This is a genomic window from Breznakia pachnodae, from assembly GCF_030814225.1.
Lineage (GTDB): Bacteria > Bacillota_I > Bacilli_A > Erysipelotrichales > Erysipelotrichaceae > Breznakia > Breznakia pachnodae.
Map to the genome: position 1 here is coordinate 49,952 of NZ_JAUSUR010000008.1, position 12,931 is coordinate 62,882.

The window sequence follows — 12,931 nt, forward strand, 5'->3', positions numbered from 1 at the left end:
ATAATGGAACTATATACAAAAGAATATTTTAAGAAACTGGCAAACCAAATTATGCTGGACTTAAACGATGAAGAAGCAGCTAGTTTGCAAAATGACTTTGAGGTTTTGCTTCAACAGATGGATCTTTTAAACAAAATTGATACAACGGATGTTGAAGAAATGATTTATCCATTTGAAACGCCAACAGCATATTTGCGTGAAGATGAGGTAAGTAATGTATTAAGTCAGGAGGATGCACTTAAAAATGCACCAGAAGTAAAAGAAGGACAAATCATTGTTCCTAAGGTGGTAGGGTAATGAGAATTAAAGATTGTAATAATCGTGATATATCTTTTATCAAAGAAGTAGATGAAAAAATTCATAAATCACAAGATAAATTAAATGCGGTTGTAACATTTTGTAATGTTGATGAGCAACTGAAAGATTATCATGTTGAAGATACAGCATTATTAAAAAATGTTCCTGTTATTTTGAAAGATAACATAAATACAAAAGGGACACGTACAACTGCATCAAGTCGAATCTTGGATAACTATGTGCCAGTTTATGATGCAACAATAGTAAAGAAACTAAGAGATGCTGGAGCAGTTTTTATGGCGAAGGCAAGTATGGATGAACTGGGTATGGGTGGAACAAATTTAAATGCCTATACAGGAAAAGTTAACAACCCATGGGATTTGAAACGAATTACTGGTGGAAGTAGTGGAGGAAGTGCTGCTCTTGTAGCTGCTGGATTGGCTCCATTAGCGATTGGTACAGATACAGGAGATAGTGTACGTAAACCTGCAGCTTATTGTGGTGTGATTGGGTTAAAACCAACTTATGGGCGTATTTCACGTTATGGAATTATTCCATATGCATCAAGCCTTGACCATGTTGGATTATTTACAACGAATGTAGAGGACGCTGCAATTGCTTTGGAAGTTCTTTCAGGAAGAGATGATCATGATATGACATCATCAAATCGCCCAGTAGAGAACTACAAAGAATTATTAAATAGTGATTTGAATGGAAAAACGATTGGGATCATTCAAAATGTACAAAGTGCAATTCAAAATGAAGCAATTACTTCTTCATTTGACGCTTTAGTTAAAAAACTGGAGGAAAAAGGTGCAAAGGTTGTGTCAGTTGAATTTGATCAAGACCTTATGAATACATTATTACCAACATATTATGTAATTTCTAATGCCGAAGCTACTGCAAATCACTCTAATTTAGATGGAATTCGTTTTGGCATGAGAGAAGAAGGTGATGATCTAACATCAATTATGATTAATTCACGTACCAAAGGATTCAGTAGTGAAGTACGTAAACGTTTTGTTATTGGTTCTTATTCTTTGTTTGTTGAGAATCAAGAAAAGATTTTTAGAAAAGCACAACGTGTACGTCGTAAAATTGTAGAACATCTTGATGAAAAACTGGAACAATGTGATATTTTACTTGCTAGTGCAGCAGGTAGTATTGCGCCATATCCAGAAGATTCATTTGGTGATAAATTAAGTGCAACTCATTTGGTTGCTGAAAATCATATGTTATTAGGTAATTTTAGTGGATATCCTTCAATTACAGTTCCTAGCGATATGGTGGAAAATATGCCAATAGCAGTTAATCTGTTAGGAAAGGCATTTGATGAAGTTACGGTTTTATCAGTCGCAAAAGCAATTGAAGAAATCTGTGCTCAGGATGATGTATGTAAGGAGGTTTGTGAGTAATGAATTTTGAAGTAATTATCGGAATCGAAATTCACTGTGAACTAAAAACAAACACAAAAATGTTTTCAGGTGCACCAGTGGGTTTTGCTCAAAAGCCAAATACCTGTACAAATGAAATAGACTTGGGTATGCCAGGAGTTTTACCTTGTGTTAATAAAGAAGCAGTCGCAAGCGCAATCAAGGCTTGTAGTGCTTTAAATTGTGAAATAGATCCACTTGTTAAGTTTGACCGTAAGAACTATTACTATTCAGATTTACCAAAAGGTTATCAAATTACTCAACAGTTTTACCCAATTGGAAAAAACGGAACGATTAAAATTAATGTGGATGGTGTAGAAAAAGATATTCGAATTAACCGTATTCATATGGAAGAAGATACTGCGAAACAATTTCACCATGTGGATGGTTCTTATTTAGATTTTAATCGTGCAGGAACGCCTCTGATTGAAATTGTAACTGAACCAGATATGCGAACTGGAAAAGAAGCAGCTGCATATGTAGAGGAAGTCAGAAATATTTTATATTACTTAGGAGTAAGTGATGTAAAGATGGAAGAAGGTTCTTTACGATGTGATGTGAATATTTCATTACGTCCATATGGCAGCGATATACTAGGTGCAAAGAGTGAAATTAAAAACTTAAACTCAATTAATAATGTTCAAAAAGCAATTGAGTATGAAATTGAGCGTCAAAATAAAATTCTATTATCTGGAGGTGTTGTTGCACAGGCAACGCTTCGCTATGATGAAAGTGCAAGACAGACAATTATGATGAGGAAGAAGGAAGGGAATGTTGATTATAAATATTTTCCAGAGCCTAATATTTTCCCAATTCAATTAGAACAAGCATTTATTGATAATATCACAAGTAATCTTGCGCAATTACCACAACAGCGTAAAGAACTTTATATGAATAAATATGGTCTTAATGATTATGATGCCCAACAGTTAATCAGTAATAAAGAGTTATCTGATTTCTATAATGAAGTAGTTGAACATACAAGTGAGTACAAATTAGCTGCTAACTGGGTTTTGGTTGAATTAAATGGATATTTGAACAAAAATTCATTAAATGTAACAAAATTACAGTTACTTCCTGAAGAGTTAGCGATTATGATTAATATGGTAACTCAAAAAGAAATTTCAGGAAAGCAAGCAAAAGAAGTGTTTGAAGAAATTGTTCTTGGAAAACAGACAAAAACAGTGGTTAAGGAAAAAGGAATGGAACAACTGAGTGATGAAGGTGCAATCATCACATTAATCAATGATGTTCTATCTGCGAATCCACAATCAATTGAAGATTATAAAAATGGAAAAGATAGAGCAGTTGGTTTTTTAGTTGGTCAGGTAATGAAATTATCGAAAGGCCAAGCAAATCCAGCAATGACAAATAAGTTAATAGTTGAGGAATTAAAAAAAAGGTAGTACAATAGACTAGAGTTATTTGACCTTATAAGGAGTAGTGTAATGGCCATAAATATGAAAAAACTTAAACCAAATAGTAAAGGTAAGAAATCGAATGATAATAAACGTCGACCAAATTGGTTACTACGTTTTACGCTTTTAGTAATTATTGTTCCTCTTGCTATCTTAGCTTGGATATTATTGACATCACTTGAAACAAAAGGTGAACCAGTTGTTGGAGATAGATTCAAAGATCAACTTGATCCAGCCATCTCAGAAGAGCAACTAACTAGTTTAGAGAACTCCTTTGTTTCCGCAGATATTGAATCAGTAGAAGTGAATTTGAAAAGTGCCACTTTGCGAGTGAATATTAATGTGTTAGATAGTATGAATATGGAACAGGTTGAAGCTTATGTTAATGATGCATATGCAAAAGTAGAAGCCGTGTTGCCAGTTGCAACTTATTTCACTAATAAAAAAGATGGCGATAAAACAATAAAGATGTATGATTTAGAAATTCATGTATATAATTACATTCCAACTGATGAAAATCGTGAAGGATATAACTACATGATTTTAACGAAGAATGCATCTGCTGAAGATCCTGTAAAGAATAAACCTTCACAGCCAATTGACCAAGAAGTGGTTAATGATGTAACTAATAATCCTTCAGAAGGAGAGAAAGCTGGACAATAGTCCGGCTTTTGTTATTGTGTATGAAAAAGAATGATATATTGACTGGAACATGTGTTGACTATACACATGACGGATTGGGGATTGTAAAGATTGATGGTTTTGCATTCTTTATTCGTGAAGTAATTGTTGGTGAGACTATAAAACTTAAAGTTTTAAAATTAAAGAAAAACTATGGATATGGAAAGTTAATAGAAGTTATCGAGGTGTCAAAAAATCGAACTACACCATTCTGTGAGTATTATGGTAAATGTGGTGGATGTCAACTGCAACATATGGATATGGATGAACAATCAAGATTCAAACAACAAATAGTTGCAAATAATATGAGTCACATAGGAAAATTGAATATTGAAGTAAATCATGTTTTGAACGGTGATCAATTGGCATATCGTAATAAGGCGCAATTTCCACTTACTGATGAACCAGCATTTGCTATGGGATTCTATCGTTTACATTCGAATGATATTATCAGTATTAATAGATGTCCAATCCAAAGTGATAAAATCAATCAATTATATCAGTATTTAAAGTCTGGATTATCTTCACAATCTTTTTCAAAATCACTTCGTCATATTTTAATTAAGCATGCGTTCGCAACAAATCAGTTAATGCTTGTTTTTATAGCAAATAAGGATAATAGAAGTGAGTTAAAGAATTACATTACACAATTGACGAAAGATATGGATATTGAGAGTATTATATTAAATATTAATAGACGAAATGATAATGTTATCTTAGGAAGTGAAGAATATCTGTTACATGGTCATTCAGTAATTCAAGATCGACTAGATGATATGAAGTTTAACATTGCAGCAAAATCATTTTATCAAGTGAATCCAAAACAGACAGAAGTTCTTTATGGAAAAGCATTAGAGTATGCAAAGATAAGTAAGAATGATACTGTAATTGACTTGTATTGTGGAGTAGGTACGATTACATTATTTTTAGCGAAACATGCAAAACAAGTAATTGGAATTGAAATAATAGAAGATGCGATAAAGAATGCAAAAGAAAGTGCAAAGCTTAATAATATTGAGAATGTTGAATTTGTATGTAGCGATGCAGGAACTTATGCGAATACACTTCAAAAAGAAGGAAAACATCCTGAAGTTGTAGTAGTGGACCCACCTCGCAAAGGATGTGATGATGTAACGATTATGAGTATTGTAAGAATGGAACCCGATCGAGTTGTTTATGTTTCATGCAATCCTGCAACACTTGCAAGAGATATTAAGAAATTTGAGCAAAATAATTACAAGTGTTCAATTGTTCAACCTGTTGATATGTTTCCAAATACTTATCATGTTGAAACAGTTGCGTTGCTTAAAAAAGCATTTTAGTCAAAGTAATATTAGAAAACAAAGGAGATACTATTATGATAATGCCATATTTAAGTTTTTATGGAGATTGTGAAGAAGCATTTAAGTTATATCAAAAAGCGTTTAATGGACAACAACCTAATCTTGCTCGTTACAGCGATGCACCTTCAAGCAGTTATCCTGACATGGATAAAGAACAATTAAATAAAATTATGCATGGTTTTGTAATGCTTACTGAGAGTGGTGGCGTTAGCGGTGCAGATGCGATTTGGCCAGTAGATAAAGGTTCAGCAATTAATATTCATGTTTATTGTGATTCAGTAGATACTGCACAATATGCATTTGATATCCTTGCTGAAGAAGGTGAGTCAATCAGTAGATTAGAAAGAAATCCTGCACCTCATGATAGCAGTGTTAGTGGTATGGTGAAAGATAAGTATGGATTTACATGGGTACTTTCAGCACAAATTGCTTAATTTAACGAAATATGTTTACTTTTTCTTACATTCATATTAATATATGTAAGTTATGACATTCAAACAAAGATAAATTGAAAGAGTGGTATGAACGCTCTTTTTTTATGAATAATGAAAATCAGATTGAAAGATATAGGTAAAAAATGAAGTTTAATAAATTAGGAATAGATGAAAAAATACAAAAAGTACTAGAGGAGCAGGGATATCAAGAAGCTACTCAAATACAAGAAATGACAATACCAAGTGCGTTAGCGAATAAGGATATATTAGGGTTAGCTCAAACAGGAAGTGGTAAAACCGCTGCATTTGCTATTCCAACACTACAACAACTTAATAATCAGTTAATAAAAACTGGTGTCATTCGTTCTTTAGTATTAACACCCACAAGAGAGTTAGCAATTCAGGTGCAAGAAAGTTTTGCAATTTATGGGAAATATTTATCATTAAAATCAGCTGTGATTTTTGGCGGTGTAAATCAGTCAAAACAAGTAAAGCAAATTACTGCAGGAGTTGATATTCTTGTAGCCACACCTGGAAGATTAATAGATTTAATTAATCAGGGGTATATTGATATTTCAATGATTGAGATATTTATCCTAGATGAAGCAGATCGTATGCTAGATATGGGATTTATTCATGATATAAATAAAATAATAAAGTTAGTTCCAAAGGAAAAGCAAACACTATTATTTTCAGCAACGATGCCAAAGGAAATTAATACAATTGTTAATAAATTACTACATGATCCAGTTAAAGTTTCGATTACTCCTGTTTCTTCTACTGTTGATACAATTGATCAAAAAGTATGTTATGTAGATAGAAATCATAAAGTTGATTTATTAAAAGATTTTATTCGTGAACACAAACATGAACAAGTTCTGATATTTACACGCACTAAAAGAGGCTCAGATAAACTGATGCGTGATTTGGCAAAACGTAATATAAAAGCCAAAGCAATTCATGGAGACAAATCGCAAAATGCACGACAAATTGCATTAAAGTTATTTAAAATGGGGGAAATAGATGCCCTTATTGCAACTGATATAGCATCACGAGGAATTGATATTAATGATCTGAAGTATGTTATTAATTATGATTTACCTGAACAAGCGGAAAGTTATGTTCATCGTATTGGTAGAACAGGGCGAGCAGGGAATTCGGGAATGGCTATTTCATACTGTAGTTATCAGGAAATTCCTTTATTAAAAGATATTGAGAAGCTAATTAAAATGAAAATTGAAGTCTTAGATAACGATAAATATCCTTTAATTGATAAGAGTGAAAAAGTAAAGAAAGAAAAGAGAGTAAAAAAAGTAATTAAAGCAGATGAAGATAAGCAACCTGTAAAAAAACATAAAGGAAAAAGAAAGAAGAGTTTTGATAAAAAGAATTTCAAACGTAAAAAAACATATAAAAAAGATAAGTTTGACCAAAGCAGTTCACAATCAAAGCCAAATAAGAAAAAGTCTTATAAAAAGAAACAGGCAAGATATTCAAGTATTAAGAAAGGAAACTGATGGGACATAGAGCAAGAAATAGTATTTATGTTGGCTTAGAGGTTGAAGTTATTCAAAAACAGGATCAAAGAAGTAAGAAAAGAACTAGAGGTATTGTGTCTCAAATACTTACAAATTCATCAAGTCACCCTCATGGTATTAAAGTTCGACTTGAAAGTGGAATTGTTGGAAGAGTAATCCAAATTATTGAATAATAAATAATTCAAATAAAGACGTAGAAACAGTTAGTTTTACAATATTAAAATTAGCTGTTTTTTCTTATTGTAAATAATTATTATATGTCACTAATATATAGTAATTGAATTAATAAAAATCTTTATAATTCAATTTTAATATGGTAAGGTTATAATGTATTGATTCATAGAGAGGGGAATAAGTATGAAGAAAAGATTTTTTTTGATTGCTTTAGCAATGATGTTTACTTTATCATCAATTGGTAATTTCAATGCTTATGCAACAGAAGATGATCCACTGGAAAATGGTGAACTTGGGGACGACGCTGAGAACCTAAATAATGTTCAACAAGACGGTGGAGAAGATACAGGGGAAATAAACACTGAAGAAGTTCCAGTAGTTGATGAACCATCACAAGACGAATCAAATGATAACGCTGACAATGATGATTTGGAGACTGGATTAGATGAGAACGATTATGTTGTTGATACTCATGACCATGGAGAAGGGTTTGAAGACTGGTATGTTGGAAATCCTTTGTTAAGAGAATTTTATGGTGGATATCAACGTAATGGTAGTTTTTATATTGTTAGAGCGAGTGATAAAAAAGTGTTTTTAGCTACTTCACTTAAAGTTACATGGAAAAATGGTGGTGGTGTAAATAAATATTATTATGTACCAGCATTGGGGGATTATTTGTTGGTAACAGATGCTTATTATTGTAGAGAATATCTTACTATTTCCGAGAAATTTACATTAACAAGAACTGCCGAAACATACAATCATCCTTTTGTTGCTTCAGCTTTTCAAAGAAGTGATACATTAGCCCCTGGTACTTATACAGTTACTAGGGTTTCCTTGGAGTTGATTGAGGTTGTAAAAGCAGATGGTACTAAAGTTTGGATATCACCTCAATACAAACCAAATGATACATTTTTATCTACTAACTATGGTAGATTTAATGGAACGAAGGCTTCTTTATCAGTTAGTAATATAAGAGGAATACCAATTTATCAAAAAATCATGCCCGTACGTGAAGATAAGCGTACAGGTATTGCGATGAAACCTCAGTATATAACAATTCATAACACTGGAAACTCAGGGTATGGTGCGAATGCTGCAGCACATGCAAACGGACAAATTAATGATAGTCGTACATGGATATCATGGCACTATACCGTGGATAATAAAGAAATATATCAAAGTGTGCCTATGAATGAAGTTGCTTATCATGCAGGGGATGGAACGAATATTGGAAATAGTGCAACTATTGCTATTGAGATTTGTGAAAATTCTGATGGTAACTATGCGACAGCTGAGAAAAATGCTGCATATCTTACAGCAAGATTGTTGTATGAGAATAATCTTCCTGCAACTGCAGTACGTCAACATAAAGATTGGTCAGGAAAGAACTGTCCTAGCAATATGATAGCAGGAACCAAGGGTTCTCTTGGTTGGACTTCGTATATGGCACTTGTAAAAACAGAATATGATAAAATAGTAGCAGAAAATCAAGCAACTAATGAAGAAACTGGAGATACACAAATTTCCGAAGAACTTCAAGCTGTATTAAAGGCTAACGGTTACACATTTGATGGTGGTTATGTCTATGGATTTAAAGATGGAACAACATTACAAAGTACTTTGGATAAATGGAAAACAACAAATTCAGGAATATCAATGACAGTCACAAAGGATTCAACAGCAGTTGCTTTAACAAATTTAGCCACTACTGGTCAAGTTGCAAAAATTACAGTTGGTGGAAAAACAGCTAAAGTTATTTTTGTAGTAAAAGGTGATGTCAATGGTGATGGAAAAGTCACTTCGGCAGATTACCTGTTTGTTAAGGCTCAAATTATGGAGACAAAAGTTTTAACTGCTAGCCAAAAGAAAGCAGCAGATGTTAGTAATGACAGTAAGGTATCTTCTGTTGATTACTTAAAGATTAAAGCCTATATCATGGGTACAATCAGTGGATTTTAGTGGGAGATAATGATGAAAAATATTAAAAGAATAGCAGTAGCAGCAATTGCAGTAGTAGTGTCATTGACACTGATTATACCAACGACAATACAAGCAGCTGGATTTAGCGTATATGCATCTACGGGATCAGTAAACGTAGGCTCTTCTTTCACCGTAAGTGTGGGAGGAAGTGTAACTGGTAGATTTGATTTAGCTGTAAGTAATGGAACATTATCAACTACATCAGTTTGGGTAGAAGATAATACACAAAGTGTAACAGTAACACCATCAGGAGCAGGAACAACAACAGTAACAGTAACTGCAACCGATGTAAGTGATTCAAGCACGTTTGAGCCAGTAACAGGAAGTCAAAGTGTATCTGTATCCGTAGTAGCAAACAACAGTGGAGGATCATCAGGAGGAAGCAGTGGAGGTTCTTCAGGAGGCTCATCAGGAGGAAACAGTGGTGGAGCTACTGACAACAACCAAACAGCAGAAGATCCAACCAAAGAGGAAGAAGAAACAGTAAATGTAGATCTTGCATCTTTGAGTGTATCATCAGGAGAGTTGTCACCAGCGTTTGCAGCAGGAACAACAAACTATACAGTAGAACTAACAAATGATATAAAAGAACTTACAGTGGAAGCGACAGCAGCAGATGCAGCAGCAAGCGTAAGTGGAACTGGAAAGAAAGAATTAAAAGAAGGCGAAAATAAGATTGAAGTAACGGTAACTTCAAAGGAGCAAAGCAAAGTATATACAATCAATGCTTATGTAGAGAAAACACCTGAAGTATATTTGAATTTAGGAAGTAATAAGTTAGGAATACTGACATTGAAATCAGCACCAAAGTTAGAAGGATTCGAAGAATACAAACTAACAATAGATGGAAATGAAGTAACAGCTCAAAAGAAAATAAGTACAGGATTAATCTTGTTGTATATGGTAGATGAAAAAGGTGAAAGAAACTATTACATCTATGATGAGAAGACAAAAGAAGTAACCTCAATTTATATTCCGACAGCATTGTTTGGAAAGAACTATGCAATCATCACAATACCAGAAGAGATGCAGAAGATGGAAGGGTATAAATTTGGAAAGGTAACAGTAGGAGAAACCGAGTTAGAAGGATGGACATTTGAGAATACAAAGTTCAAGAACTATAAGTTAGTGTATCTAATGGATGAAAATGATGTAATGAAGTTATATCAGTATGAGTCAGAATCACAAACCCTACAACCATTTAGTGGAGCAGCACCAATCACTCAGGAAGAGTATGAATCACTAAAGAGTGATGCAGATATGAAGAATATCTTATTGTATTCAACAATAGGATTGGGAGTAGCGACTGCTGGATTATTAGTAGCATTACTATTAATGAAGAAGAAGTCGATTACATCAAGCAGACCTAAAATAAATAAAGAATAACATTTCAAAAAATGAGATATCAAGAAATTTGGTAACTCATTTTTCTTTGGCAAATTTCTTTGCTCATTTCTAAAGAAAGCGGTTTCAAAGATTGCCATAAAGGAGTATAATAAAAAGTAGGTTATATGAATATGATTAGTGGAGGTTTCATGAAGCAAATTTTAAAGGATCGCAATATTAAGTATTTGGTTCATTTTACTCAAGCAGAGAATCTTTACAGTATTTTTCGCTATGGGTTATTACCAAGGACAGTATTAACAGAACAAAACATTGAGAGTTATTTTAATTTTAAAAGTAGAAAGTATCATGATGCAATAGCGTTATCAATTGAATTTCCTGATTATGTACAATTTAATGCCATTCGTTTTCGACAACATAATCTTCCTTGGGTGATTTTATTAATTGATGCATCAATTTTAGATGATGCAAACTGTGCTTATTCACCAATGAAGGGGAGTGATCTTATTTATGGTGAGGATGGATTTCAAAGTCTTTTTAACGAAGTGGAAGATCAACAAAGTAGAGAAAAGATGCATTTGGAGGACAAATATCCTACCACTGTACAAACTAAAGTACTATGTTATGATAAAATCCCTGTTGAATATATTAAGGAGGTACACTTTCAAGATCGTGAGAACTATTTTATCTATAAAGGAACAATACCTTCTAGTATAAAAACAACAGTAAAAATCTGCGACACTTACTTTAACACAAGACATGATTATGAATTTTGGAAAATAAACAACTACAAACGACTGCCTGAATAGTAGTCGTTTTCCATTTTTATACGTAAGTCTGAGCATATCAATTGTAAATGCTTTCACAAATAGGTTACTATTATTCTGATAAGATGTAAGAGGAGAACTATATACAATGAAAAAAATAGTAATTATTGGTGCAAACCATGCAGGAACAGCTGCGATCAACACAATCTTAGACAACTATAAAGATTGTGAAGTAACAGTATTTGATGGAAATTCAAATATTAGTTTTTTAGGATGTGGAATGGCATTATGGATTGGGGATCAGATAAGCGGTTCTGATGGACTATTCTATTCTAGCAAAGAAGCAATGGAAAATAAGGGTGCTGAAGTATATATGGAAACGCCTGTAGGTAATATTGACTTCGATAAAAAGTTAGTTAGTGCAACTACAAAAGAGGGTACTACAGTTACAAAAGAATATGATCGATTAATTTTAGCGACTGGATCATTACCAATTAAACCTTCGATTGATGGAATGGATTTAGATAATGTACAGTTTGTGAAGTTATTTCAAAATGCTCAGGAAGTTATCGACAAACTAAAAGTACATGAAGACATTAAGCATGTAACAATTGTTGGTGCTGGATATATTGGTGTAGAACTTGCTGAAGCATTCAAACGTAAAGGAAAAGAAGTTCGTTTGATTGATGTTGCAAACACTAGTTTATCAGGATACTATGATCCAGAATTTACTGACTTAATGGATGAAAACCTTAGATCTCATGATATTGAATTACGCTATGGTGAAACCGTAACAAAAATTGAAGGTAATGGAAAAGTAGAACGTGTTGTTACAGATAAGGGAAGTTATGAAACTGAAATGGTAGTAATGGCGATTGGATTTAAACCTAATAATTTATTAGGGAAAGATCATTTAAAACTATTTGCGAATGGTGCATACGAAGTTAATAAATCACAAATGACAAGTGATAGTGATGTATACGCAATTGGTGACTGTGCTACTGTATATGATAATGCTATTCAAGATGTAAATTATATTGCATTAGCTACAAATGCAGTTCGATCTGGTATAGTTGCTGCTCATAATGCGTGTGGAACGCCATTAGAGTCTGCAGGAGTACAGGGTTCAAATGGAATTCGTATCTGGAACATGAATATGGTTTCAACTGGTTTATCGCTTACAAAGGCTTTAAAACATGGATTTAATGCTGCTGCAACTGATTTTGAAGATTTACAGAAACCAGCATTTATTGAAGAAGACAATGAAAAAGTAAAAATTCGTATTGTTTATGATTTAGATACTAGAAGAATCCTTGGTGCACAATTAGCAAGTAATTATGATATTTCAATGGGAATTCATATGTTCTCTCTTGCAATCCAAGAAAAACTTACAATTGATAAGTTGAAATTATTGGATATTTTCTTCTTACCACATTTCAATCAGCCATATAATTATATTACAATGGCAGCTCTACAAGCAAAATAAAAAATAGGCTCAATCATTGATGATTGAGCCTTT

12 protein-coding genes are annotated in these 12,931 nt (G+C 33.0%); all 12 read left to right on the forward strand.

Translation table 11 applies throughout. The features are described 5' to 3' along the window. The first annotated feature begins 3 nt into the window (after positions 1–3). Entirely contained in the window at positions 4–297 is a 294-nt protein-coding gene (gatC, locus tag J2S15_RS17600) for an Asp-tRNA(Asn)/Glu-tRNA(Gln) amidotransferase subunit GatC (protein WP_307410828.1), read from the forward strand. Next, positions 297–1,712, forward strand: a complete 1,416-nt coding sequence (locus J2S15_RS17605) for an amidase family protein (RefSeq protein ID WP_307410831.1) — start codon at positions 297–299, stop codon at positions 1,710–1,712. Before gatC ends, J2S15_RS17605 begins: the two co-directional genes overlap by 1 nt. Next, positions 1,712–3,136: an Asp-tRNA(Asn)/Glu-tRNA(Gln) amidotransferase subunit GatB gene (gene gatB, locus J2S15_RS17610; protein WP_307410833.1), complete on the forward strand. Its 1,425-nt coding sequence runs from the start codon at positions 1,712–1,714 to the stop codon at positions 3,134–3,136. The genes J2S15_RS17605 and gatB overlap by 1 nt, the downstream gene beginning before the upstream one ends. Before the next feature lie 42 nt (positions 3,137–3,178). Then, positions 3,179–3,811 (forward strand): hypothetical protein, encoded by a 633-nt coding sequence (locus J2S15_RS17615; protein WP_307410836.1) that lies wholly within the window; start codon positions 3,179–3,181, stop codon positions 3,809–3,811. A gap of 20 nt (positions 3,812–3,831) precedes the next feature. Further along, positions 3,832–5,151: a 23S rRNA (uracil(1939)-C(5))-methyltransferase RlmD gene (gene rlmD / locus J2S15_RS17620; RefSeq protein WP_307410838.1), complete on the forward strand. Its 1,320-nt coding sequence runs from the start codon at positions 3,832–3,834 to the stop codon at positions 5,149–5,151. 35 nt (positions 5,152–5,186) lie between these two features. Next, complete coding sequence (locus tag J2S15_RS17625) at positions 5,187–5,606, forward strand: VOC family protein (RefSeq protein WP_307410841.1); 420 nt, start codon at positions 5,187–5,189, stop codon at positions 5,604–5,606. Between the two features lie 143 nt (positions 5,607–5,749). Continuing rightward, on the forward strand, positions 5,750–7,123 hold the full coding sequence (locus J2S15_RS17630; RefSeq protein ID WP_307410844.1) for a DEAD/DEAH box helicase: 1,374 nt from the start codon (positions 5,750–5,752) through the stop codon (positions 7,121–7,123). Next, positions 7,123–7,317: a YwbE family protein gene (locus J2S15_RS17635; RefSeq protein WP_307410847.1), complete on the forward strand. Its 195-nt coding sequence runs from the start codon at positions 7,123–7,125 to the stop codon at positions 7,315–7,317. Before J2S15_RS17630 ends, J2S15_RS17635 begins: the two co-directional genes overlap by 1 nt. Positions 7,318–7,501: 184 nt before the next feature. Further along, positions 7,502–9,280, forward strand: coding sequence for an N-acetylmuramoyl-L-alanine amidase (locus J2S15_RS17640; RefSeq protein WP_307410850.1), 1,779 nt, complete (start codon positions 7,502–7,504; stop codon positions 9,278–9,280). Positions 9,281–9,292: 12 nt separating this feature from the next. After that, on the forward strand, positions 9,293–10,687 hold the full coding sequence (locus J2S15_RS17645) for a cadherin-like beta sandwich domain-containing protein (RefSeq protein ID WP_307410852.1): 1,395 nt from the start codon (positions 9,293–9,295) through the stop codon (positions 10,685–10,687). Between the two features lie 149 nt (positions 10,688–10,836). Beyond that, on the forward strand, positions 10,837–11,454 hold the full coding sequence (locus J2S15_RS17650; RefSeq protein ID WP_307410853.1) for a DarT ssDNA thymidine ADP-ribosyltransferase family protein: 618 nt from the start codon (positions 10,837–10,839) through the stop codon (positions 11,452–11,454). A gap of 106 nt (positions 11,455–11,560) precedes the next feature. Continuing rightward, complete coding sequence (nox, locus tag J2S15_RS17655) at positions 11,561–12,898, forward strand: H2O-forming NADH oxidase (protein WP_307410856.1); 1,338 nt, start codon at positions 11,561–11,563, stop codon at positions 12,896–12,898. Positions 12,899–12,931 lie beyond the last annotated feature (33 nt).